The organism is Ruegeria sp. HKCCD9138, assembly GCF_057220975.1.
In genome coordinates this window covers 108094-132411 of sequence record NZ_JBWVAZ010000010.1, presented here as the reverse complement: position 1 = coordinate 132411, position 24318 = coordinate 108094, and the positions used below count along the sequence as shown (strand labels likewise).

At 60.0% G+C, this 24318-nt stretch carries 25 protein-coding genes; 14 read left to right on the top strand and 11 right to left on the bottom strand.

The genetic code is table 11. The annotated features are described in order from the left end of the window. Positions 1-45 precede the first annotated feature (45 nt). Together recR and AC2TEL_RS16695 are read left to right on the top strand one after the other, a co-directional pair. Complete coding sequence (recR, locus tag AC2TEL_RS16700) at positions 46-639, top strand: recombination mediator RecR (RefSeq protein ID WP_480841154.1); 594 nt, start codon at positions 46-48, stop codon at positions 637-639. 576 nt (positions 640-1215) lie between these two features. Further along, entirely contained in the window at positions 1216-1704 is a 489-nt protein-coding gene (locus AC2TEL_RS16695) for a hypothetical protein (RefSeq protein ID WP_480905481.1), read from the top strand. Here the strand turns inward: AC2TEL_RS16695 and AC2TEL_RS16690 are convergent. Continuing rightward, positions 1701-2342 carry a ribonuclease T2 family protein gene (locus tag AC2TEL_RS16690; protein ID WP_480905479.1) on the bottom strand — a complete coding sequence of 214 codons (642 nt, stop codon included), beginning with the start codon at positions 2340-2342 and terminating at the stop codon, positions 1701-1703. The genes AC2TEL_RS16695 and AC2TEL_RS16690 overlap by 4 nt on opposite strands. A gap of 130 nt (positions 2343-2472) precedes the next feature. On the opposite strand from AC2TEL_RS16690, the gene AC2TEL_RS16685 reads away from it, so the two are divergent. Both AC2TEL_RS16685 and AC2TEL_RS16680 read left to right on the top strand, forming a co-directional pair. After that, positions 2473-3234 carry a DUF1013 domain-containing protein gene (locus AC2TEL_RS16685; protein ID WP_480841160.1) on the top strand — a complete coding sequence of 254 codons (762 nt, stop codon included), beginning with the start codon at positions 2473-2475 and terminating at the stop codon, positions 3232-3234. A 52-nt stretch (positions 3235-3286) separates the two neighbouring features. Beyond that, positions 3287-3676: a hypothetical protein gene (locus AC2TEL_RS16680; protein WP_480841162.1), complete on the top strand. Its 390-nt coding sequence runs from the start codon at positions 3287-3289 to the stop codon at positions 3674-3676. A gap of 57 nt (positions 3677-3733) precedes the next feature. Here the strand turns inward: AC2TEL_RS16680 and AC2TEL_RS16675 are convergent, their stop codons facing one another. Together AC2TEL_RS16675 and AC2TEL_RS16670 are read right to left on the bottom strand one after the other, a co-directional pair. After that, a complete protein-coding gene (locus AC2TEL_RS16675) occupies positions 3734-4765 on the bottom strand; it encodes a permease (protein WP_480841164.1) in 1032 nt (343 codons plus the stop codon). Next, the gene (locus AC2TEL_RS16670) at positions 4758-5066 is read right to left on the bottom strand and encodes an ArsR/SmtB family transcription factor (RefSeq protein ID WP_480841166.1); all 309 of its coding nucleotides are present in this window, start codon (positions 5064-5066) and stop codon (positions 4758-4760) included. Before AC2TEL_RS16670 ends, AC2TEL_RS16675 begins: the two co-directional genes overlap by 8 nt. A gap of 133 nt (positions 5067-5199) precedes the next feature. On the opposite strand from AC2TEL_RS16670, the gene pdxR reads away from it, so the two are divergent. The 7 genes from pdxR (at position 5200) to AC2TEL_RS16635 (ending at position 14707) form a co-directional block, all read left to right on the top strand. Further along, the gene (gene pdxR, locus AC2TEL_RS16665; protein WP_480841168.1) at positions 5200-6660 is read left to right on the top strand and encodes a MocR-like pyridoxine biosynthesis transcription factor PdxR; all 1461 of its coding nucleotides are present in this window, start codon (positions 5200-5202) and stop codon (positions 6658-6660) included. 122 nt (positions 6661-6782) lie between these two features. Further along, complete coding sequence (xsc, locus tag AC2TEL_RS16660; RefSeq protein WP_480905476.1) at positions 6783-8552, top strand: sulfoacetaldehyde acetyltransferase; 1770 nt, start codon at positions 6783-6785, stop codon at positions 8550-8552. A gap of 167 nt (positions 8553-8719) precedes the next feature. Continuing rightward, a complete protein-coding gene (locus AC2TEL_RS16655) occupies positions 8720-11536 on the top strand; it encodes a molybdopterin oxidoreductase family protein (protein ID WP_480905473.1) in 2817 nt (938 codons plus the stop codon). A gap of 102 nt (positions 11537-11638) precedes the next feature. Then, positions 11639-12388, top strand: a complete 750-nt coding sequence (locus AC2TEL_RS16650) for a 4Fe-4S dicluster domain-containing protein (protein WP_480905471.1) — start codon at positions 11639-11641, stop codon at positions 12386-12388. Further along, positions 12388-13260: a dimethyl sulfoxide reductase anchor subunit family protein gene (locus AC2TEL_RS16645; RefSeq protein WP_480905468.1), complete on the top strand. Its 873-nt coding sequence runs from the start codon at positions 12388-12390 to the stop codon at positions 13258-13260. The genes AC2TEL_RS16650 and AC2TEL_RS16645 overlap by 1 nt, the downstream gene beginning before the upstream one ends. A gap of 107 nt (positions 13261-13367) precedes the next feature. Further along, positions 13368-13829 carry a carboxymuconolactone decarboxylase family protein gene (locus AC2TEL_RS16640; RefSeq protein WP_480841178.1) on the top strand — a complete coding sequence of 154 codons (462 nt, stop codon included), beginning with the start codon at positions 13368-13370 and terminating at the stop codon, positions 13827-13829. Further along, on the top strand, positions 13826-14707 hold the full coding sequence (locus tag AC2TEL_RS16635) for a sigma-70 family RNA polymerase sigma factor (RefSeq protein ID WP_480841180.1): 882 nt from the start codon (positions 13826-13828) through the stop codon (positions 14705-14707). Before AC2TEL_RS16640 ends, AC2TEL_RS16635 begins: the two co-directional genes overlap by 4 nt. A gap of 35 nt (positions 14708-14742) precedes the next feature. Here AC2TEL_RS16635 and dapA read toward each other — a convergent pair whose 3' ends face one another. Then, entirely contained in the window at positions 14743-15615 is an 873-nt protein-coding gene (gene dapA, locus AC2TEL_RS16630) for a 4-hydroxy-tetrahydrodipicolinate synthase (RefSeq protein ID WP_480905465.1), read from the bottom strand. A 134-nt stretch (positions 15616-15749) separates the two neighbouring features. On the opposite strand from dapA, the gene AC2TEL_RS16625 reads away from it, so the two are divergent. Then, positions 15750-17723: a lytic transglycosylase domain-containing protein gene (locus AC2TEL_RS16625; protein WP_480905462.1), complete on the top strand. Its 1974-nt coding sequence runs from the start codon at positions 15750-15752 to the stop codon at positions 17721-17723. Here AC2TEL_RS16625 and AC2TEL_RS16620 read toward each other — a convergent pair. Both AC2TEL_RS16620 and mnmC2 read right to left on the bottom strand, forming a co-directional pair. Next, entirely contained in the window at positions 17697-18566 is an 870-nt protein-coding gene (locus AC2TEL_RS16620) for a DMT family transporter (RefSeq protein ID WP_480905460.1), read from the bottom strand. The genes AC2TEL_RS16625 and AC2TEL_RS16620 overlap by 27 nt on opposite strands. After that, a complete protein-coding gene (mnmC2, locus tag AC2TEL_RS16615) occupies positions 18563-19228 on the bottom strand; it encodes a tRNA (5-methylaminomethyl-2-thiouridine)(34)-methyltransferase MnmC2 (RefSeq protein ID WP_480841188.1) in 666 nt (221 codons plus the stop codon). Before mnmC2 ends, AC2TEL_RS16620 begins: the two co-directional genes overlap by 4 nt. Positions 19229-19283: 55 nt before the next feature. Between mnmC2 and AC2TEL_RS16610 the strand changes: the two genes are divergently transcribed. Further along, positions 19284-20318, top strand: coding sequence for an NAD(P)/FAD-dependent oxidoreductase (locus tag AC2TEL_RS16610; RefSeq protein WP_480905457.1), 1035 nt, complete (start codon positions 19284-19286; stop codon positions 20316-20318). Here AC2TEL_RS16610 and AC2TEL_RS16605 read toward each other — a convergent pair. The 4 genes from AC2TEL_RS16605 to AC2TEL_RS16590 all read right to left on the bottom strand — a co-directional run bounded on the left by AC2TEL_RS16605 (position 20310) and on the right by AC2TEL_RS16590 (position 23319). Continuing rightward, positions 20310-21116 (bottom strand): HTD2 family dehydratase, encoded by an 807-nt coding sequence (locus tag AC2TEL_RS16605; protein ID WP_480841191.1) that lies wholly within the window; start codon positions 21114-21116, stop codon positions 20310-20312. The genes AC2TEL_RS16610 and AC2TEL_RS16605 overlap by 9 nt on opposite strands. 43 nt (positions 21117-21159) lie before the next feature. After that, entirely contained in the window at positions 21160-21702 is a 543-nt protein-coding gene (locus AC2TEL_RS16600; protein ID WP_480841449.1) for an NADPH-dependent FMN reductase, read from the bottom strand. A gap of 133 nt (positions 21703-21835) precedes the next feature. Beyond that, on the bottom strand, positions 21836-22507 hold the full coding sequence (locus tag AC2TEL_RS16595) for a YiaD family glycine zipper/OmpA-like lipoprotein (protein ID WP_480841192.1): 672 nt from the start codon (positions 22505-22507) through the stop codon (positions 21836-21838). A 119-nt stretch (positions 22508-22626) separates the two neighbouring features. Continuing rightward, on the bottom strand, positions 22627-23319 hold the full coding sequence (locus AC2TEL_RS16590) for a helix-turn-helix transcriptional regulator (RefSeq protein ID WP_480841194.1): 693 nt from the start codon (positions 23317-23319) through the stop codon (positions 22627-22629). A gap of 104 nt (positions 23320-23423) precedes the next feature. Here AC2TEL_RS16590 and AC2TEL_RS16585 point away from each other — a divergent pair, with 104 nt between their 5' ends. Beyond that, a complete protein-coding gene (locus AC2TEL_RS16585; RefSeq protein WP_480841196.1) occupies positions 23424-23615 on the top strand; it encodes a hypothetical protein in 192 nt (63 codons plus the stop codon). A gap of 2 nt (positions 23616-23617) precedes the next feature. Here the strand turns inward: AC2TEL_RS16585 and AC2TEL_RS16580 are convergent, their stop codons facing one another. Further along, entirely contained in the window at positions 23618-24265 is a 648-nt protein-coding gene (locus tag AC2TEL_RS16580) for an RluA family pseudouridine synthase (protein ID WP_480841198.1), read from the bottom strand. Positions 24266-24318: the final 53 nt, after the last annotated feature.

The following is a 24318-nucleotide window of genomic DNA, read 5'->3' as shown; positions in this document are numbered from 1 at the left end:
TTGGCCGGGTGCAAATTGCCCGGCCCATTTGCAGGAGCACGCGCCTTGAGTTCGAACAGCGATATCGACAATCTGATCGACCTGATGGCCAAGCTGCCGGGCCTCGGCCCCCGCTCGGCCCGCCGCGCCGTGCTGCACCTGATCCGCAAACGCGCCCTGCTGTTGACGCCTCTGTCAGACGCCATGCAGCAAGTGGCCGTCACCGCCCGCGAATGCCTGAACTGCGGCAATGTCGGCACCACCGATATCTGTGACATCTGCGACAACGAGGCTCGCGCGACCGGAGAACTCTGCGTGGTCGAAGACGTCGCCGACCTCTGGGCGATGGAACGGGCCGGAGTGTTCAAGGGCCGCTATCACGTTCTGGGCGGCACTTTGTCGGCACTGGACGGAGTCGGGCCGGATGAGCTGCGCATTCCCCGGCTCAAGGACCGGGTGATGGCCGAAGGGATTTCTGAGGTCATCCTAGCCCTGAACGCCACCATCGATGGCCAGACCACTGCCCATTACATCGCCGATCAGTTGGAGGGGCAGGTCCGCCTGACCTCGCTGGCGCAGGGTGTGCCGATTGGGGGGGAGCTGGATTATCTGGATGATGGGACGATTACGGCAGCGTTGAGGGCGCGGAAAGAGTTGTAGGTTTGCGCCCGAGTAAGCGTTACAAGCCTTCCCGCAAGCCACCATTATTCTACTTTGGCATTTAGCAATAAGGGCGTTTTATGCGGAAGTTCTTAACGATAGGGGCTGCGTCCTTCATCGGCGTTGTGGTCGTTTTCTACTTGCTGCTTTATCCACCGTTTCCTGTTCCGCCAGAGATTGGCCGAGGATTGCCTCTGAATTCCTCCTGCCATTGGACGAGCAGGAACTAATCCAAAGTTTGAAACGCAGCGGGTTTTCTATCTCCAGCGGCAACGACTATGCCTTTTTTGAGAAACAATCATTTCCCTGCTTACTTTTCTGGCGCGTTTTTTGGAAAGCTCAGGATGGAATTGTAACGGTATTGTCGGCGAGGTACGGGGGGTCATGTTTATAGAGACAGTAGAAGCGCCAGGCTCTCTTAACCCAGAGCCATCAGGTTTCTAAACTCTTTTTTCAATAAGCGAATGCCGGAAGCCGTAGAAAATAGCTGGATCACGACAGGAGAATACTCTTGGCTGCGCCTGTTAATTCAGTAACGTGGATGCCATTCCACAGTCTTTTTTCCGGAAACACTATATGACCCGCCTTCTCGCCCTCACCCTCGCTGCCTTCACCGCCACCTCTGCCCTCGCACAGGAACTGATCGACAAAGGCTTTGTCGAAGGCTGGAACATCATGATGGACCCCGCGCTTGGCAATGGGTGCCTGATCCAGACGGTGTATCAAGACCTTTCTGTGGTGAGGCTGGGCTATGACGCGCTGGGCAATCGCGGGTATTTCGCCGTCTACAACAAGGCCTGGGGCGACATTAAACAGGGTGAGAGCTATCCGATCCGGTTCGAGCTGGACGGCAAGAGCTTTGACGCAACAGCCATAGGCTTCAATCAGCGCGACGTGCCCGGCGCGACGGTTTTCTTCACCGACCGCAGCTTCGTCAATGCGATTGCGCAGAACAAGACCCTGACCGTCTATAACCCGGCAGGCGAGGTGGTGATGGCAATTGACCTCAAGGGCACCGCCAAGGCGCTGGAATACGCCCGCGAATGCCAGAACCGGGAACTCTAACGAATCGGATCGAACAACGCGTCCTGGGCCATGCAGTCCCGGATAACGTCCCGGCCACACGGCACCGGTTCAAGGTCACGAGACAGGCATAGACGAACCTCTTCGATGTATCCCTGTTTGCAGGTGACGGTGACCATGTCCCGCTCAAGCTCGGGGTTGGCTTCGAGGAAGGCCTCTTCCACGACCGAGGCAGGCAGCTTGACCGACGCATCCAGTTTTCGGAACACCTGTGGGCGTTCGACCCGCTCATAGGCTTTTCGTGACAGGGCAAAGTAGTCGGGCGCGCTGAGGCCCGTGCAGGTGCCGTGCTTTTTCCATTGATGCCAGGCGAGACCGGAACTGCCCTGAATATCGACCATTTGCCTGGTCATGCGTCGGGTGGGCGGAGCTTCGGCTGTGCGACAGAACGCAGGCCAGCCTTGATGGTATTGCGGCCAAAGGCCGTGCAGTATCCAGCCGTGGTCATGCCGTGCATCGCATTGGTCCGAACCGCGCGCGTCGCCTTCTCGGGCGCACCAGTTGGGTGACCAGCTCAGCGACAGGACATAGTAATCGAACTCGCCCGCCTTTTCCCCATCGGCCAGCGCCGTCGTCGCGCTGAACGCCGACAATACCAACCCCAAAATCCCTCGGCGCATTCGCCTCTTCCCTTCTTGCCTTGCCGCGACTATATACAGCCCAAGTTCCCCGACAACGGAAACCTGCCCCAAGACCACGGGGCCGCCGAATTCCGGCGACGGGACAGATGTATTCAAAGGAGACGGGCTGATGGCAAAACCGCTTATGGCCAAGGCAACAGCCGTATGGCTGGTGGACAACACCACGATCAGCTTCAAGCAGATCGCGGATTTCGTGGGCATGCACGAGCTTGAGGTGCAGGGCATCGCAGATGGCGATGTGGCCGTTGGGGTCAAAGGGTTTGACCCGATTGCCAACAACCAGCTGACGCAGGAAGAGATCGAGTCGGCGCAGAACAACCCGCTGCACAAGCTGAAGCTCAAGTTCAACCCGGCGGCATCGGGCGAGGAAAAGCGCCGTGGGCCGCGCTACACCCCGCTGTCCAAGCGTCAGGACCGTCCAAACTCGATACTGTGGCTTGTCAAGTTCCACCCGGAACTCAGCGATGGTCAGATTGCCAAGCTGGTAGGCACCACCAAGCCGACCATCCAGTCGATCCGCGAGCGCACCCACTGGAACATTTCGAATATGCAGCCGATTGACCCTGTTGCTCTGGGTCTTTGCAAACAATCCGAGCTGGACGCGATCGTGCAGAAGGCAGCCGCTAAGAAAGCGGCGGAAGGTGGCGTCATGAGCGATGACGAGCGCCGCAAACTGGTGTCGACCGAGCAGTCGCTGGAAATGGACGCCGCACCGAAGATCCCGACCGCCATCGAAGGTCTGGAAACCTTCTCGCTGTCCGATGATAGCGACGAGAAATCGGATGAAGAGCCGCTTGTTGATGCAGACAGCTTCTTCAACCTGCCCAAAGGCGATGCCGCGGACGAAGAAGAAGACGATCCGCGCACCTGATGTACTGATGGCCCCGGTCTGAACGGTCCGGGGCGATTTCTACAGGATACCTATGCTGAACGTATTGTCTGCCCTCGTTGGCCCGCATCGCGCTGTGACTGTTTATGCCTTTCTGAAAACGTGGGGCTTGGCGTTGGCGGGTGGTGTGGTCATGATCGCAATTGTCGCTGCCCTGTCTTTTTGGGGCGGTGACGGTAAGCATGAACACCATTCCTTCATGACGGTGCCGGTTTTGTCAGCGACCCCAATAAACGGTGACCTGAAAAATGGCGTCATCGCTTCGGTTCGGTTGCCGGATGGAACTGCAGCATCGATCACATCCACCGAAGCTCCGGTTTCTCAGACAGTCGGCACCAGCGCCTGTATCGAAAAAAGGGTCTATGTCGAAAGCGGGGAACCTCGTTACAGGTTCAAGCTACCGAAGTTTTGTGAAGCCAGCTAAGCTGAAACCGTTAGATAATAAGCCGCCCCGCATTGCTGCCGGGCGGCTTTAATCATTTCAGATCATCTGGAACAGGATGCCGGTGACAATTGCCCCGCCGACGCCCAGCCCCAAATAGGTGGCAAACACGCGCGGTTTAACCAGCGACCAGACTGCCGCCATCGCCGGGATTGAGCTGACGGCGCCCGCCACCATAAAGGCCATCGCGGCACCTGCGCTCATCCCCTGCTCCATCAGGCCAGCCAGCAGCGGCGGAGCAACATAGGAGTTCAGATAGGCGGGCATTCCGACCAGGGCGGCCACCACGATGGGCACGACCCCTTCTCCACCTACCGCTCGGGCGATCAGGTCGGCGGGCACGTAGTTGACCAGAAGCGCCTCAAGCACGTAGGCCAGGGCCAGCCATTTCAGCAGAAACACACCATTGTGCACGAACTCACTGCGGAACCGTGCGCGGCGTTCGGGCTTCTGCCAGAACTTCCACACAGGCTTGTCGTCCTGTTTGGGTCCACAGCCGCAGCATCCGGCAGGCTTGTATTCGCGCAAAGGGTTGGCGAATGCCCCGCCCTGCATCATGACGCGAACTGTGAATCCACCAAACAACCCCAACGCCACGGCAGCAACGGCCTTGCCGATGGCAAAGGGCCAGCCCAACGCTCCGGCGGTGATCAACAGAGTCGGCGGGTCAATCAGCGGTGAACTGAGCCAGAACGCCATGACGGCCGACAGGGGTGCGCCAAGAGCCAGCAAACCGGCGATGAAAGGGATGACTTCACAACTACAGAACGGTGCGAGCCCGCCAAATAGGGCTGCAAGAAAGATCATACGCGTCTCGCGCCCTTCAAAAGCGCGGGCGACCATGACCTCGGCTCCGGTCGCCTTCAGGTAGGACAGCAACAAAACGGCAAACAGGATATACTGCCCTGTATGGGCCAGCGCCTTGCCGGCAAAGGCCACAACTTCGGTCCAGTTGCCCGGGTCCAAAACAGCCACGGCTGCAAGGATCACGATGATCAAGGCCCATGGCGTTTTGATCAGATCCACGACACCTCTGGCCGGGACCTTCGGGTTTTGTGAGAGTTCAGCCATCGTTCGCGGCCTTTCCAATTTCGTCTGCGCAGCATTCGCTGAGGATGAACTGCGCCAGGTTTCTCAGCTCATCGAAACACGCCCGGTTGATCGTGCTTCGACCGACCTTTTCCTGCTCGACCACTCCACCAGCGGCCAGAAACCGCAGGTGATGCGCAAGAGTCGAAGGCGCAATGCCGGTTCGGTTCTGGATTTCACCGACAGTCAATCCAGCCTCGCCCGCACGAACCAGAGTTTTCAGGACCTTCAGCCGGGCTTCCGAACCCATGGCCGAGAATCCTGCAGCGGCGGTTTCCCACATCTCATTTCTCCATTAAACTAATTTTCTGGTTATATAGTTTATTTGCGAGCGCGCGTCAACCACGGAAGCGGTTTTGTCGGGATTTCACTTAAGTCCAGATTGCCGCCACCTTAGGTCCAGCCTATAAGCGGATATGAGCATTTCGGTGGACACCTTTTTTCTCGATCCCAACGGTCAGGGCACCTTGCAGGCGCGCATCCAGCAGATGATCGCCGAAGGCATTCTGTCGGGGCGTTTTCATGTGGGGGAAAAGCTGCCCTCATCCCGCAAATTGGCGACGCATCTGGGGGTCAGTCGGATTACCGTCACACTGGCCTATACCGAACTTTTGGCCAACGATTACCTGACAGCCAAGGGGCGGTCAGGGTATTTCGTATCCCAGAACGCCCCGGTGCCGCCTAAATACACGCCGTTGCAGCGCGGAGATGAATCTGTTGACTGGAGCGCCGCGCTGGCCCGGCACTACTCCGGCGGAGATTTCCTGCAAAAACCCAGCGACTGGCGCGATTACCGCTATCCATTCATCTACGGGCAAGCCGACAGATCCCTGTTTGACCACGCCAACTGGCGGCTCTGTGCCGTGCGGGCGCTTGGGCACAAGGACTTTGACTCGCTGACGGGGGACTACGTCGATCAGGACGATCAGCTTTTGATCGAGTTCATCGCGCGCCACACCCTGCCCCGTCGCGGCATCGCGGCCCGCCCCGAAGAAATTTTGATAACTCTGGGCGCGCAAAACGCGCTTTGGCTGGCCTCCCGGGTGCTTCTGAACCGCTCCCGGACTGCAGCGATAGAAGATCCCTGTTACTACGCCCTGCGGAATCTTCTTATCCATTCCGAATGCAATGTGACCCCGCTGCGCGTCGATCAGGACGGTTTGCCACCGGACAGCATCCCTGACGAGACCGACGTGATCTTCACGACGCCCAGCCATCAGAGCCCGACCACGGCGACGATGCCTCTGAGTCGCCGCAATGCCCTGTTGGCTCGGGCACGAGAGCTGGACGCGATCATCGTCGAAGACGATTACGAATTCGAGATGGCCTTTCTGGGTGCCCCTTCACCGGCGCTGAAATCCCTCGACCGGGATGGCCGGGTTGTATACGTCGGCAGTTTTTCCAAGTCGCTGTTTCCCGGCCTTCGTCTCGGGTACATGGTCGGGTCCGAGGCATTTATTCGCGAGGCACGCGCGTTACGCTCGCTGGTCCTGCGCCACCCGCCGGGGCACATACAGCGCACAGCTGCCTATTTTCTGTCTCTGGGCCACTACGACGCACAGATCAGACGCATGTCCAAGGCGTTGCAACTGCGGCGAGAGGCGATTGAGGCAGCAATCGAAAACCACGGCCTGACCGTTGCCGGGCGCGGCGTTTTGGGTGGTTCATCCATGTGGATGCAAGCGCCTCGTGACATTGATACCAAGCAGCTGGCGCAACAACTGCAGCAACGCAGCGTTCACATCGAGCCCGGCGAGCAGTTCTTTTCCGGTCCCAAGCGGCCAAGGAACTATTACCGTCTGGGCTATTCTTCGATCGCACCTGAACGTATCGCCCCGGGAATCGAGCAGATCGCCGATGCAATCCAAAACCATTAACCGACTGGACCTATTCCGCCATCAGTTCTGGCCCTAACGTCGCACGCACCCATGCGCCAAAACCGCAAAGAACTGCTGCGGCCAATTGCCCGGCCACGACCACCCAGCCCGGAGAAACCCAGATGAAAATGACGACCGAAGAAGCCTTTATCAAAGTGCTGCAAATGCACGGGATTGAACATGCGTTCGGGATCATCGGATCGGCGATGATGCCGATCTCGGATCTGTTCCCGAAAGCGGGGATCATGTTCTGGGACTGCGCGCATGAGGGCAGCGCCGGCATGATGGCCGATGGCTACACCCGCGCCACCGGCAAGATGTCGATGATGATCGCGCAGAACGGCCCCGGCATCACCAACTTCGTGACCGCAGTGAAGACCGCCTACTGGAACCACACTCCGTTGCTGCTGGTGACCCCGCAGGCGGCGAACAAGACCATCGGTCAGGGTGGCTTCCAGGAAGTCGAGCAGATGAAGCTGTTCGAGGACATGGTCGCCTATCAGGAAGAAGTCCGCGACCCGACCCGTGTCTGCGAAGTTCTGAACCGCGTGATCATGCAGGCCAAGCGCGCCAGCGCCCCGGCCCAGCTGAACATCCCGCGCGACATGTGGACCCAGGTCATCGATGTCGATCTGCCCGCTGTTGTCGAATTCGAGCGCCCCTCGGGCGGTGAGAGTGCCGTGGCGCAGGCGGCCGAGCTGCTGTCCAACGCCAAGAACCCGGTGATCCTGAACGGCGCCGGCGTGGTTCTGTCCGAAGGCGGCATCGACGCCTCGAAAGCGCTGGCCGAGCGTCTGGATGCGCCGGTCTGCGTCGGCTACCAGCACAACGACGCCTTCCCCGGTTCGCACCCTCTGTTTGCCGGCCCTCTGGGCTATAACGGCTCGAAAGCGGGGATGGAGCTGATCTCGGAGGCGGATGTGGTTCTGTGCCTCGGCACCCGTCTGAACCCGTTCTCGACCCTGCCCGGTTACGGCATGGAATACTGGCCCGCCAACGCCAAGATCATCCAGGTCGACATCAACCCCGACCGCATCGGCCTGACCAAGAAAGTCAGCGTCGGCATCATTGGTGACGCTGCCAAGGTAGCAAAAGGTGTCCTGGCGCAGCTGAGCGACACCGCCGGTGACGACGGCCGCGAGGCGCGCAAGGCGAAGATCGCCGAGAAGAAGTCCCGCTGGGCGCAGCAGCTGTCTAGCATGGACCACGAGGATGACGACCCCGGCACCACCTGGAACCAGCGTGCCCGCGATGCCAAGCCCGACTGGATGAGCCCGCGCATGGCGTGGCGCGCAATTCAGTCCGCGCTGCCGAAAGAGGCGATCATCTCCTCCGACATCGGCAACAATTGCGCCATCGGCAACGCTTATCCGTCCTTCGAGGCGGGCCGCAAATACCTGGCCCCCGGCCTGTTCGGCCCCTGCGGTTACGGCCTGCCGGCCATCGTCGGCGCCAAGATCGGTTGCCCGGACACACCGGTGGTGGGCTTTGCCGGTGACGGCGCCTTTGGCATTGCGGTGAACGAACTGACCGCCATCGGGCGTGAGGAATGGCCCGCGGTGACCCAGATCGTGTTCCGCAACTACCAGTGGGGCGCGGAAAAGCGCAACTCGACCCTATGGTTCGATGACAACTTCGTGGGCACGGAACTGGACACCCAGGTCTCTTACGCCGGTATCGCGCAGGCCTGCGGCTTGAAGGGTGTGGTGGCTCGTACCCAGGACGAACTGACGGCGGCGCTGAACCAGGCCATCGAGGACCAGAAAAACGGCATCACCACCCTGATCGAGGCCATGATCAACCAGGAACTGGGCGAGCCTTTCCGCCGTGACGCGATGAAGAAACCCGTCGAAGTCGCCGGCGTTGACGCAAAAGATATGCGTCCTCAATAAACCGAAGACGGCCGGTCCCATCGGGTCCGGCCTCTGCCGGGATGCCGCACCAGAACGTCGGGGCGACAGCCGAAAATCAATACTAATGCTTGAGCCGGGAATATAAATTCTAAGAATAACCGGAACGTTCAGGTGCCAAAGCAATCGGCCACGGGGAGAGAGTTAACGTGACGCATCAGCCGAAGATCGACCTTTCGCCCAAGGTTTCGGACGAGGTCCGGCGCACCACCTGCTACATGTGCGCCTGCCGATGCGGGATCAACGTTCACATGAAAGACGGCAAGGTTGCCTATATCGAAGGCAACCGTGACCACCCGGTCAACAAGGGCGTGCTCTGCGCCAAGGGCAGCGCCGGGATCATGCAGGTCAACGCGCCGTCGCGCTTGCGCAAGCCCCTGCGCCGGGTCGGTCCGCGTGGGTCGGGTGAATTCCGCGAGATCGAATGGGACGAGGCGATCAGCACCGCCGTCGGCTGGCTGAACGAACTGCACGAGACCGCCCCGCAGAAACTGGCCTTCTTCACCGGTCGTGATCAGAGCCAGAGCTTCACCTCTTTTTGGGCACAGAATTTCGGCACCCCGAACTACGCGGCTCATGGCGGGTTCTGCTCGGTCAACATGGCGGCGGGCGGCATCTACACGATGGGCGGCGCGTTCTGGGAATTCGGCCAGCCCGATTGGGATCACACAAAGCTGTTCATGCTGTTCGGCGTGGCCGAGGACCATGACAGCAATCCGATCAAGATGGGCATCGGCAAGATCAAGGCGCGCGGCGCACGGGTGATCGGGGTCAACCCGATCCGGTCAGGGTATAACGCCGTCGCCGATGACTGGGTCGGTATCACACCGGGCACGGATGGGCTGTTCATTCTGTCTCTGATCCATGTGCTGATGAAAGCGGGCAAGATCGATCTGGATTACCTTAGCCGTTACACCAACGCGCCGGTTCTGGTGAATGCGGTTGAGGGACCTGAAAAAGGTCTGTTCCTGCGCGATGCGGATGGCAAGCCGCTTGTCATCGACCGAGTGACGGGTGAACCGGCTGCCTTTGACAAACCCGGCGTCCGCCCCGACCTGTCAGCTACCTATGAAAACAACGGCGTCACCCATCGCCCGGTCTTTCATTTGATGGCTGCGAAATACCTATCCGACGATCACGCGCCCGAGGCCGTCGCCGAACGCTGCGGCATCCCAGCCAAGCGCATCCGCGCCATCGCCGCCGAGATCGCCCGCGTGGCCTTTTACGAGGCCATCGAGTTGGACCGCGAATGGACCGATTTCCGGGGTGAAAAACACGACAAAATGATCGGCCGTCCGGTCAGCTTCCATGCCATGCGCGGAATCTCGGCCCATGCCAATGGCTTCCAGACCTGCCGCGCCCTGCACGTGCTGCAAATCCTGCTGGGCACGGTCGAGGTTCCCGGGGGATTCCGTTTCAAACCACCCTACCCCAAACCGGTCGAGGCTCACCCCAACCCGCATGGCGACCGGCGCCCCGGACGCCCTCTGGAAGGCCCGCATCTGGGCTTCCCGCGCGGCCCCGAAGACCTGCTGATAGACGATTGCGGCACCCCACAACGCATTGACAAGGCCTTCACCTGGGAAAACCCGATGTCCGCCCACGGGCTCATGCATATGGTGATCTCGAACGCGGCAGCCGGCGATCCCTATAAGATCGACACGCTGTTCATGTACATGGCAAATATGTCGTGGAATTCATCCATGAACACCAAGGGTGTGATGGAGATGCTGACCGCTCGCAATGAAGACGGCAAATACGTCATCCCCAAGATCATTTATTCCGATGCCTATTCATCGGAAATGGTTGCCTATGCCGACCTGATCCTGCCCGATACGACCTACCTGGAGCGGCATGACTGTATCTCGCTGCTGGACCGTCCCATTTGCGAAGCCGACGCAGCCGCTGACGCGATCCGCTGGCCGGTGATCGAACCCGACCGCGACGTGCGCGGGTTCCAATCGGTTCTGATCGAACTCGCCAACCGCATTAGCCTGCCCGGCTTCACAAACGAAGACGGGAGCCCAAAGTGGAAGGATTACGCCGACTACATCGTCAACCACCAGCGTAAGCCGGGCATCGGCCCGTTGGCCGGGTTCCGGGGCGAAAACGGCGACAAGGAAGGGCGTGGAGAAGTCAATCCCGACCAGTTGAACCGATATATCGAGAATGGCGGTTTCTATATCGCGCATATCCCCGAAGGCGCCGACTACTACAAACCGTGGAACAAGGCCTATCAGGATTGGGCCGTAGGCATGGGTATCTATGACAGCCCGCAGCCTTACCTGTTCCAGCTCTACTCGGAACCGATGCGCAAATTCCAGCTGGCCGCCGAAGGTCATGGCGACCGCCAACCGCCCGAGCATTTGCGTCAACGAATCAAAAACACGATGGACCCGCTGCCGATCTGGTACGAAACGGATCAGCAGGGCAACGAAGGCTTCACCATCAACGCTCTGACCCAACGCCCGATGGCCATGTATCACAGCTGGGGCACCCAGAACGCCTGGCTGCGGCAATTGCACGGGCGCAACCCGCTTTATGTCCCGACCAAACTGATGCGCGAGCATGATCTGCGGGACGGCGACTGGGCCAAGGTCAGTTCTCCGCACGGAGAAATCACGGTACCGGTCATGGAAATGGCGGCGCTGAACGACAACACTGTCTGGACCTGGAACGCCATCGGCAAGCGCAAAGGAGCCTGGGCGCTGCAGGAGGATGCGCCAGAAGCCACTAAAGGCTTCCTGCTAAACCACCTTATTCACGAGCTTCTGCCCCCCAAAGGCGACGGTATGCGGTGGGCCAACTCCGACCCGATTACGGGTCAGGCCGCATGGTTCGACCTCAAGGTGAAAATCGAAAAGACCGAGGCCCCAAGCGACGCGGAAAGCCAGCCCGAATTCGGGCCCATCAAATCACCGGTTGGGACCGGCCCGAAAGATATCGCATGGAAGGTGGGTAAATGACCCGGATCCGCACTTCATCTGGCCAAAAATATCCCGGGGGTGAATTGAGCCGAAGGCTCAAGAGGGGGCTGGCCCCCTCCCCAGCAGCAGAGGTGCGCTGACATGACCCAACTTCCCCAATCCACAGAGCGCAAGCTGGGTCTGGTGATTGATCTCGACACCTGCGTCGGTTGCCACGCCTGCGTGATTTCCTGCAAAGGCTGGAACACCGAGAATTACGGCGCCCCCCTGTCCGATCAGGATGCGTACGGTGCTGACCCCTCAGGAACGTTCCTCAACCGCGTGCATTCCTACGAGGTACAGCCCGAGCAGGGCCATGCCCAGCTGATCCATTTCCCAAAATCCTGCCTGCACTGCGAAGACGCGCCCTGCGTCACCGTCTGCCCGACCGGGGCCAGTTACAAACGGGTCGAGGATGGCATCGTTCTGGTCAACGAAAGCGACTGTATCGGCTGCGGACTGTGCGCCTGGTCCTGCCCCTATGGCGCGCGTGAGCTGGACATGGCCGAGGGCGTGATGAAGAAATGCACCCTATGCGTTGACCGCATCTACAACGAAAACCTGCCGGAGGTGGACCGCGTTCCCTCCTGCGTGCGAACGTGCCCCGCCGGCGCCCGGCATTTTGGCGATCTGAGTGATCCGGACAGCGATGTCAGCAAACTGGTGGCCGAGCGAGAAGGAATGGACCTGATGCCCGAAATGGGCACCAAACCCGTCAACAAATACCTCCCTCCACGCCCGAAGGACACCGTTGAAGATCAGATCGACATCCTGGCTCCTCTGCTCGCCCCGGTTGCCGAAGAACCCAAAGGGTTCATTGGCTGGCTCGACAAGACGTTGGAGAAACTCTGATGCATCCGGCACCCTCAGTCATCATCTTTACCACCCTCTCGGGCCTCGGGTTTGGCCTGCTGTTTTTTCTGGGCCTCGGGTTCCCCGACGTGTCCGGCTGGATCGCCTTCGCGTTCTTTGTGATCGCCTACGCTTTCGCCGTGGGCGGATTGCTGGCATCGACCTTTCATCTGGGACACCCGGAACGTGCGTGGAAGGCGTTTACCCAATGGAAGACCAGTTGGCTCAGCCGTGAAGGCTGGTGCGCGGTTATCGCCTTGATGATTATGGGCTTTTATGCCATCGGCGTGGTTTTTCTGGACCAGCGCTGGGGCATTCTCGGAGTTGTTGGCGCAGCGTTTGCGTTGGCCACTGTGTTCACCACATCAATGATCTACACGCAGCTCAGGACCATCCCGCGATGGAACATGAATCTGACACCGGCCATGTTCCTCAGCTTCAGTCTTGCGGGTGGTGCCCTGTTGGCGGGTCAGACTGCGATAGCGCTGCCTTTGCTTCTGATCGCAGCTCTGGTGCAAATTCTGTACTGGCGTCAGGGCGACAAGGCCTTTGAGGAGGCCGGCACGACCCTTGGCACCGCAACGGGTCTGGACCACCGAGGCGCGGTCCGCGCGTTCGAACCGCCGCATACAGGCACGAATTATCTGCTGCGGGAATTTGTCCATGTCGTGGGTCGAAAGCACGCCGAAAAGCTGCGCATGATCTCCTTCGTGCTTGCATTTGTACTGCCTGTCATACTGCTGCTTCTGCCTTTCAATCACTTCTTTGCGCTGTTGGCCGTCCTGTCACACCTGGCCGGTGTGGCCACATCACGTTGGTTGTTTTTCGCGCAAGCCGAACATGTGGTTGGGCTGTACTACGGCAAACGCTGAACACTCCTCAAGGAGCCTCCGATCCGCGGCTCTTTTTTCCGAGGCATGTCACAAACCCGGTGACTCATCCGTCCTGTTTTTGTTCTATCTCAAAACAGGAGAAACCAATGTCCCCCCGGATCAATCACTTTGCCATCGCACCTGAATTGCTACAGCCCATGCTGGACATGGAGCAGTGTCTGCACGCATCCGAACTGGAACACAGTCTGATCGAACTCGTCAAACTCAGGGTTTCGCAGATCAACGGTTGTGCCTATTGCATCCACATGCACACGCACGACGCCCGCACGGGCGGCGAAACCGAAGATCGCCTGCATCTTCTGAATGCCTGGCATGAATCGTCGCTTTATTCCGAACGCGAGCGCGCCGCGCTTGCATGGGCCGAGACGCTGACGCGTATCGAAACACACCGTGTGTCTGACAATGTCTACCAGACGATGGCTGCGCAGTTTTCGGAAAAGGATCAGGTGGCCTTGACCCTTGTGATTACAACGATCAATGCCTGGAACCGACTGGCCATCGGATTTGCTATTCCACACCCGGTATCCAGCAAGGCCTCTGCCGCGTGACCCGGTCCGATTCACAGCCCGATGATCGATCCTTTGTCGACCTGCAACCGCGCCTGTTCGCGGTTGCCTACCGCATGCTCGGCTCAGTCAGTGACGCTGAGGATATCGTACAGGACGCCTATCTCCGCTGGCGGCGCGTCGATTCTGATCAGGTGCACGATGAGACAGGTTACCTGATCCGCATTGTCACCAGGCTGTGCCTCGACCACTTGAGAGCCGCGCAGGCCATGCGTGAAGTCTATCCCGGAGAGTGGTTGCCGGAACCCCTGATAACCGATGATGCGACCGAACGGCTGGACCGTGATGTCTCGGTCGCGCTTTTGATGGCGTTGGAAAGGTTGTCACCGCTGGAACGTGCGGCATTCCTTCTACATGATGTGTTCGAGCATTCGTATGACGAACTGTCCGAGACACTGAAGCGCAGCCAAAGCAGTTGCCGCCAGCTCGTCAGCCGCGCCCGCAAGCATGTCGAGGACGTCAACCCACGTACCCGAATAGAACGCGAACATGGCGAGGAACTGGCGAAAGCGTTTTTCAATGCCGCCAAAAGCGGGGACACGAAACACTTGTCCGACCTGCTTGCCCGTGACGTCCAGCTGCATTCGGATGGCGGCGGCAGGATTATCGCGACACTGAACCCAATTTACGGCCGGGACAAAGTTACACGCTTTTTCGTCGGGCTTGCTCGAAAGCCGACAGCGCCCCGTTCGTACCAGTGGGTTTTTTGCTGGCTGAACGGTTTACCGGCAATCCTAAACCGCGAACCAGGAGGCTCATTGCAGGCAACGTCGCTGAAGATCGAGGACGGCAGGGTTGCGGCCATCTACATGGTGCGCAACCCCGAGAAAACCCGGCATCTGGAAAAGCTGCTAAGCTAGTCGGGCCTGCCGGTCGCAGGCCCTGCAATTTGGCATCATATCAATTCGGCGTGAGCCATGGCTGCATCAATGGCGGACTTTGTGGTGTCCTCCAGCATGGTCAGCGGCGAGCGGACTTCCTCGCTGCAACGGCCCAGCTTGCTGAGCGCATGCTTTGCGCCGACGAGACCCGGCTCGATAAAAATCGCCTCATGCAGGGGCATCAGGCGATCCTGGTATTCCAGCGCCGTCGCATAGTCGCCATCCAGCGTCGCCTGCTGGAATTCCGCGCAGAGTTTTGGAGCAACATTTGCCGTAACCGAGATACAGCCGACACCGCCATGCGCGTTGAAACCCAGCGCGGTCGCATCCTCGCCCGAAAGCTGACAGAAATCTGCACCGCAGCTGGCGCGTTGCTGGCTGACGCGCGCCAGATCACCAGTGGCATCCTTGACGCCGATGATACGGGGTAGTTTTGCCAGTTCACCCATGGTTGCCGGTGTCATGTCGATCACCGAACGGCCAGGGATGTTGTAGATGATGATCGGAATATCGGCGCAGTCATGCAGAGCGCGGAAATGCGTGATCAGGCCTTTCTGGGTTGGCTTGTTGTAATACGGTGTCACCACAAGCGCAGCCGCAGCGCCGACCTTTTGGGCGAATCGCACGAACCGGATCGCCTCGACTGTGTTGTTTGACCCCGCACCGGCAATCACCGGCACGCGTCCTGCCGCAGCCTTGACGACCTCTTCGACCACGGTCTCGTGCTCTTCGTGGCTCAGCGTCGGACTCTCACCGGTCGTTCCCACCGGAACCAAACCGGTCGACCCTTCCTGAATCTGCCATTCCACCAAGTGTTTGAGCGTATCCAGGTCCAACTCGCCGTTGCGGAACGGGGTGACGAGGGCTGGCATCGAGCCTTTGAACATGGAACACTCCTTAGGGTGCAATATGCTGGTTTTTGCGCATCGGTCCGTCACGATGTTTGGTTTGTGAGTTGATCCCGACGACGCACGGTTTATCCTGAATGGCTGTATCCTCGGTTGGTTAGGAAATGCAAGGGATGACACGCCTTCTGGCCTTTTTGACAACTGTGATTCTGTGTTCTGCCGTCCAGGTAGAGACCGCTCGCGCCGATGCCGCTGCGGATTTGCGGGCTGGAATGGCGGAAATGCGCAAAGGGGACTGGAACGAAGCACTGCGGGTATCCGGAGCGCGCGGGTCCGTTACGCGCGACGTTATCGTGTGGCATTGGCTGCGCGAGGGTTTCGGCAGTTCCGGCGATGTACTGGTATTTCTCGACCGACGCCCGGACTGGCCCGGCCTGGCATGGCTGCGTCGCAAAAGCGAACCCGCGTTTACCGGTGCAGAGACGGACCGGATCCTGAAATTCTACGACAATTCTCCGCCACAGACAGCCGAGGGCGCATTGAACTATGCCATCGCTCTGATGGCCAAAGGCCGCAATGGCGAGGCCGAAGCCGATATCGTGACCGCATGGCGCACGATGCCGATGGGGTCCGGGCTGCAGAAAAACTACCTTGAGAACTTCAGCAAGTTGCTGAAACCACACCACGAAGCGCGTCTGGACAGGATGCTGTGGGATGGACATCTGGTCAGCGCCGGGCAGATGCTGCCGCTGGTGGGCCCGGATTACCGCAAGCTGGCCGAAGCTCGGATTGCCTTGCAAAAGCGCCAGCCGGGTGTGGATGGCAAGGTTGCTGCCGTTCCGAAGTCGCTGGCCTCGTCGCCGGGCCTGGCCTTTGACCGGTTTGTCTGGCGTGACAGGAAAGAGCTCGATGACAGCGCCATCGATCTGATGTTGACGCGGTCGACGGGACCGGAGGCGCTGGGCGAACCGGACAAATGGGCCGAAGGTCGCCGTCGTCTGGCGCGGCTCGAGATGCGGGGTGGCAGCGCCACCCGCGCTTACCAGATCGCGGCCAGTCACCACATGACACCGGAAATGGGATATGCCTATGCCGATCTCGAATGGCTGGCCGGATTTCTCGCCCTGCGGCGTCTGGATGACCCGGCAACAGCCGTGCGGCATTTCCAGAACTTCTCGGGGGCGGTGCAATCGCCCATTTCCAAGGGCCGCGGGGGGTATTGGCTGGGCCGTGCCTATGCCGCAGTGGGTAACGCAGACAAGGCGTATGAAGCTTACGCGATGGGTGCGGACTACCAGACTTCATTCTATGGTCTGCTGGCTGCCGAGCGCATCGGACGCCCCTTTGACAGCGAACTGGCGAATCCTAGGCGTGCACCGCACTGGAAACAGGCCAGTTTCGCCGATTCAAGCGTGCTTGAGGCCGGGTTGCTGTTGCTGCGCGCAGGCGAGGACAACCTGTCAGAAAGGTTTCTGACCCATCTGGTCGAAGGCCTCGATCCGGTCGAGGCTGGGCAATTGGGTGACCTGGTACTGGAACTGAAGGAACCGCATCTGGCAGTGATGATTGCCAAGCGGGCGGCACGTACCGGTGTCGTGCTTCCGGCGGCTTATTATCCGGTACATCCTGTCGCCGATCTGGGATTGCCGATGGCCAGGGAAATGACCCTGGCCATTGCGCGGCGCGAAAGCGAGTTTGACCCGATTGTCGTCAGTGGTGCGGGTGCGCGCGGGCTGATGCAGGTGATGCCGGCCACCGCCAAACTGGTTGCTGGTGAGCTGGGTCTTCTCAGCGGGCACAAGACGGCCCGACTGACCTCGGACTGGAAATACAATGCCAAGCTGGGATCGAATTACCTGGCCGGATTGGCCTCTGATTTCAACGGTAACGTGGTCATGATGGCGGCGGGCTATAATGCCGGGCCGCGGCGCCCGATTTCATGGATGGACCGTTTCGGTGACCCGCGCGCAGGCGAAGTCGATGTGGTCGACTGGATCGAGATGATCCCCTTTAGTGAAACCCGAAATTACGTCATGCGTGTCGCCGAAAGCCTGCCAGTCTACCGCGCCAGACTGGGACAGCCAGCCCTGCCAATACCGTTTTCGCAGGAGCTGACCGGCTCAACCCTGGCGTCGTTCGCGCCATAGGGTGAACAGACCAGCGGCAACAACCAGCGCTGCGCCCACAACCACCGCCGGGCGCAGCACCTCGCCGAATATCAGCAATCCCAGAACAGCGCTCCACACCAGATGGAAATAGGCAAAGGGCTGCACCGCGCTGGCCTCGGCCATCTCGTAGCATTTGATCAGCAACCAGTGTCCCAATACCCCGCTGACACAGAGCAGGGCCATCCACAGCCAATCCGGGCGTGCCATCGGCTCCCAGTACCACATACCTACCAGCGTCATCGCCACCGCACCGGCAATGCCGGTCCAGAAAAAACTGGTGGCTGAACTGTCAAGCCGTGCAACGTATCGGGTCAGCAACCCGTAGACGGCAAACATCAGCGCCGAGATCAGCGGTATGATGGCCCAGGGGTTGAATACGCCCGCACCCGGCTCGAGGATGATCAGAACGCCGACGCATCCCACGCAAATCGCGGACCAGCGCCGCCAACCGACCTTTTCCCCCAGCACCGGACCGCTAAGTGCCGCGACAATCAGCGGATAGCAGATAAAGACCGCCATCGTATCAATCAGACCGAGGATGGTAAAACTGAACACGGCAACGCAGATTTCGGCTGCCAGCAGCACGCCGCGTAGAATCTGTAAGCCCAACTGGCTTGATTGCGTTGCAGCCTTCAGCCCGCCCGGGGCGCGTGCTGCAAGGGCCACGACGAAGGCTGCAAAGAACCAGTATCGGATCATCACAACCATGTAGGTGTTGTAGGTACCGGCCAAATGGCGCGAGATTCCATCCTGCAGCGCGAAGACGACGGTTGCGGCGATCATCAGGGCGATACCAGCACGACTGTTATTCTGTTGCGTCATGCCTTGACCGCCCGCGTCATGTGCCGCTTTCGGCCAAAGCCCGGAGTGCGGGTCACCGTGAACCCGGCCTCCTCGAGCCCTCGACGCACGAAACCGGCGGCGGTGTAGGTCGCTGCGGTTCCATTGGGCGCGGTATGATCCGCAACCTGCCGCAGCAGGTCGGGCTCCCACAATTCCGGGTTTTTTGCTGGCGAAAATCCATCCAGAAACCATGCATCGGCCTGCCCCGACCATTTTGGCAAACTGTCGCGAGCATCTCCTGCAATCACCTCAAGATGCAGAGTCCCTAGGTTGCAGGATCCGCCCTGCCACGCTGCAAGGAACCGATCAGCCCATGGTGCCAGCTCGGCGAAAGCGGCCAGGGCGCGTGCCATGTCGGCCGAAGCCATCGGGAAGGCTTCGAAGCTGGTGAAAATCAGCGGAGATGTCTGGCCTGATCTCTCCCATTCCGACCAGACGGTCAGCATGTTCAGTCCGGTTCCGAAACCCAGCTCGGCAATATGAAAGCCGGGGGCAAAGCGCGCGGGCAGATCATTGCCCGCCAGAAACACATGGCGCGTCTCCTCCAGCCCGTTCTGCAACGAAAAATAGGGATCGTCGAAGCGGTCCGAGACCGGAACCTGATCGTCCTTCCAGGTCAATTTGGCGCGCTGGTCTGCCATCGGGTTATCCTGTAGCTAAGCGGCGCGACACTGAACAAGGAAAAGGGGATTGGCAATGGTCGATGTGACAGTGCGGGGCGCAGGTATCTTCGGCCTGTCCATCGCCTGGACCTGCGCCCGGCGCGGCGCGAAGGTGCAGGTTGTCGATCCCTTTGGTGCAGGCGCCGGGTCCAGCGGCGGCCTTGTGGGCGCGCTTGCCCCGCATGTGCCCGAGAACTGGAATGCCAAGAAAGCGTTTCAGTTCGACAGCCTGATCATGGCCGAGCCATTCTGGAGCCAGGTCGAGGCCACAGGCGGTGTCTCACCGGGATATGCGCGACTGGGTCGTTTGCAGCCCATAACAGATGACCGCAGCCTTGAACTGGCACGATCGCGGGAAAGCACAGCCGCAGAGCTGTGGCACGGGCGCGCGGATTGGCGCGTGGTACCGGTCGCGGAGATTGGCGCGTGGTGTCCGCCCAGCCCCACCGGATTTGTGATCCATGACACGCTGACGGCCCGGATGCATCCGCGGCGCGCGTGCGCGGCGTTGGTCTCGGCCCTTGCAGTTATGGGAGTTGAAGTTGTGGCTGATGCGCCCGACGCTGGGCTGGTCGTTCACGCGACGGGGCTGGCCGGGCTGCAGGAACTCAGTCAGGCTTTTGGAAAAACGGTGGGCAATGGTGTCAAAGGTCAGGCCGCTTTGCTGAGGTTCGACGCAGGCGATGTGCCACAACTGTTTGTCGACGCCATCCATATCGTCCCACATGCGGACGGTACATTGGCCGTCGGTTCGACCTCGGAACGCGAATACGATGACCCCACGAGCACGGACGCCGCGCTGGACGACGTGATCGACCGGGCCATGCGCGCCGTTCCGGTTTTGCATGGGGCCGAGGTGATCGAGCGTTGGGCCGGTGTCCGCCCCCGCAGCAAGAGCCGCGCGCCGATGCTGGGCAAGCATCCCTTGCACAAGGGACAGTTCATCGCCAATGGCGGGTTCAAGATCGGCTTCGGCATGGCCCCGAAAGTGGCCGAGGTTATGGCCGATCTGGTTCTGGATGGGCGCGACTTGATCCCCGACGATTTCCGACCCGAAGCTTCACTTTGACACGGCAACGGCCTGCATGCACTGCCGCCCGTCCGGTCCGCGCACCCACAGATCCTGACCGTTCCGGCACAGGATTGCCGTCTCGAAATGCATAAGCGGCGATGAGGCCCGAAAGGAAAACTGCGTCAGCGGCCCGATCAAGTCTTCAGCCATCAACATCAAGTGTTGCGCCAGCAAGGGGCCGTGCACGACAAGCCCCTCGTAGCCTTCGACATCGCGTGCATAGTCCAGATCATAATGGATACGGTGGCCATTGAAGGTCAGCGCGGAATAACGGAACAGCAACGTTGTATCGAACCGGGCCTCACGCAGGTCGGTCTCATCGGTTCGGGCTGTTGGAGGTGTTGGCGCGATGGCATCCGGCGAGGGGTCTTCGCGATAGACCAGATCCTGCCATTCGGTCAGACACAACGCGCCGTTTTGCCAGATTTCATGGCGCAGGGTGACAAAGGCCAGCGGTCCGGTGCGCCCGGCCTTGGCGGTTGCCGTCTCGCGGAACGATCGGCGCTCTGCGTCCTGACCGGCGATCAATGGCGCGTGAAACTCCAACCGCCCACCGGCCCACATCCGGCGCGGCAGCCCCATATCCGGGATAAGACCTTTGCCAACCAAGGGATGTCCGTCGCGCCCCAATCCATCCGGTGGCTGCGGCGACCAGAAATAGAGCTGATGGAAAAACGGCGGCAGGTCCGACCCACCTGTAATCGTCTGTTCGTGCCCCAGCGCCGTTTGCCATGCAGCAGCGCGCGCCGGGTCCATCATGTCAGTTTGAATATCGACCTGAGTTTCCTGCTTCATCCCGGCAGCCTATGGCCGCCGAAGCGCAGGAACAAGCTGGCTTTCAATACCCCGCCTCGGTCCGCAGTTTCTGCATCAGGGTTTGCAGGGCTGCTTCGTAGCGGGCACTCGCCAAACGGCCCTGATCGTCGAACTCGTTGGAACTGTTGGCCAGATGGATCTCGGGGCCTTGCAGAATGCGCGGCTGGAACGGCACCATGTAAGCCCGCAACACCATCTGAGCACGTTCGCCACCGGCCCGGCCTGCCGCAGCCGACATCACAGCGACCGGCTTGTCGGCCCAGGGGCGCCCCTCGGTGCGGCTGACCCAATCCAGCGCGTTCTTCAAAACGCCCGATGGCCCTTTGTTGTATTCCGGCGTCGAGATGATCACCGCATGCGCCCGCGCAATCTGATCTGCCAGCGCCTGCACTTTTTCCGGAATACCCTCACCATCTTCCAGATCCCCATCATACAGAGGCAGGTTCAGATCGGCCTCGATGAAGGTGCCGGGGTCGAACAGCCGCGCAGCCTCGCGCAGCAGTTTGCGGTTGGTCGCGTTTTGGCGCAGCGAACCCGACAGGGCCAGAAGGATCGGTTCGGACATCAGGGAAAACTCCGTCATTCAGATCAGGGTCAATTTACCGAATTCGGAACGAAACCATAGCCCGCCTGACGCGCAGTCAATGTGCAAAAAAGGGGCCGTCGATGGGCGGCCCCACTGAATTCCGGAAATCCGATCAGGCGTTTCCGCTGGGCACGACCACGATCTCGACCCGACGGTTCTGCGCCTTGCCTTCCGGCGTCAGGTTCGAGGCGACGGGGTTGTTTTCACCCTGCCCGACTGTGGTGATCCGCGCATAGCTGACACCGTTGGCCTGCAGGATATCCGCCACCGAATTGGCGCGGCGTTCTGACAGACCCTGGTTGTAGGACGCTTCTCCGTCGCTATCGGTATGCCCGATGATCTGAACGTTCGAGTTCGGGTAATTTACCAGATTCTGACCCACCTTCACCAGATCTGCCCGCAAGGCTGGGCGAACGGTCGAGCTGTCGGTGTCGAAGGTGATGTCGTTGGGGACTGTCACGATCAGACGGTCGCCGGCATTCACGATAGTGATCCCGTCATTGGCCAGTTGCTGGCGCAATTCAGCGGCCTGCCTGTCCAGCTGGTTACCGATCACGCCGCCTCCGGCCGCACCGATCGCGCCTCCGGCCAGTGCACCCAGAAGTGGGTCGGAATCATTGGCGATTGCGCCCACTCCGGCCCCAATCAGTCCACCCAACAAGGCACCTTGTTTTGCATTCTGGTTCGGATCGTTCTGAACAGACAGTGTACCCGGGTCTGTACACGCGCCTAGAAATAGGGCCGAACACATTCCGACCGTCAGGATACTCTTGGAAATCGCCATGGAATCACCTTCTGCTCCAAATACCCGTTTGCCGGGCTTCATTGATTTCCCAAAGTATAGCATGGGACCCGAGCGCGGGCTCAAGCAACAAATCCGTTAAGTCGGCGAATACCCGCCACCTAAGCCGCGCCAGCCGACGCGTCCCACCGGTTCTGTTCCTGCCAGATCGCGCGCAGGGGTTGGCCCTGGCCACAAAAGTGATCATCCTCCAGCTCGCAGGACCAGATCCGATCCGTGCGAAAATGACGAAACCCGTTTCTCAACTCGCACCAGGCGGCCAGCATGGTGCATTCGATATGATAGATCAGCGCGACAGGGCGCAAAATCCGATCAGTTCGCTCTTCGGTGGAATTTACGTAGGTGATCCGGATTTTCTGCTCGGCCCGGATGGCTTCACGGTAGGTAGCAATCGACACGCACCCTTTGTCCGGGTCATCCGCGGGCGCCCCCCAAGGGGCAACCTGCAGCCAATCGGCAGGCGCGCGCAACGCCTCGATCTTGCGGCATACCCGGTCGGCGGCCTGTTGCAGCGTGCTGTCGCCGGTGCGCGCCAGCATCGACAGACCCACCCACAGTGCCTCAACTTCTTCGGCGTCAAAGTTCAAAGGCGGCAGGTCATATCCGCGCCGCATCAAATAGCCCACACCGGCCTCGCCCTCGATCGGCGTCCGTTGCGCCTGCAACGCCGCGATATCGCGGTAGACGGTGCGTGCTGACACCTCAAGCTTGGCCGCCAATTCATCTGCCGTCACTGGCCCGCTAGAGGTACGTAGAATCTGAATTATCTCGAACAGACGGGTCGAACGACGCATGTCAGTCTCCTTGCAATCTGCTGACACCTTAGCACACCCCCCTGACAAGGTGGTGTCAGGAGCAATGGGTGAAGCTTGGACCATCACGAGACAGGAGAACACCCATGCCAAGCCGAGACAACCACGTCATGATGACCCTGAAACTGGACCGCTGGTCGCAGGATCACGTTTTGCGCGGGTTCGAGATCGAACGTGAACTTTCCGCCGCCCGCCACCGCAAAACTTCTCGTCCAAGAAAACGCCAAAAACGGTTCTCACTGGGCAATCTCAAGATGTTCTGGGTCAGCAGCGCCTAGGGTCAGAAATCTGCCGGGGCACGGAATTTCATCGCCACCCCGCCCTCGGGGTTCTTCAGGCGCAGTTCTTCGGAATGCAGCATCAGTCGCGGAAAGTCGCGCGCGGTACCTACGGCATAAAACGGGTCACCCAGGATTGGGTGGCCCAGCGCCTGCATATGAACACGCAGCTGATGCGACCTGCCGGTCTTGGGAAAAAGGCGAACCCGTGTCGTTTCCCCTTCGTACTTGACCACACGCCAATCGGTGACCGCAGGTTTACCCGTGTCGTGACACACCATTTGCCGCGGTCGGTTCGGCCAGTCGACGATAAGCGGCAGCTCAACTGTCCCCGTTTTCTGTTCAACCCGACCCCACACACGGGCGACATAGGTTTTGCGTGTCTGGCGGTTTTCGAACTGCAGGCCCAGATGCCGCTGTGCATGAGGGGTCTGAGCAAAGACCATCACGCCCGAGGTATCGCGATCCAGCCGATGCACCAGCAGCGCTTGTGGGAATGCCGCCTGAACGCGTGTCAGCAGGCAGTCGGCCAGATGCTCGCCACGCCCGGGAACCGACAGCAGCCCCGGGGGTTTATTCACTACAATCAGTTGCGCATCTTCATGCAAAACGTCCAGCGGTGTCTTGGGTGGATCGTAGGTCTCGCTCATGCGGGCCTGCCTATCGCAGCGCGTTACCTCCCGCAACGTCGTCCTTGCCTGAG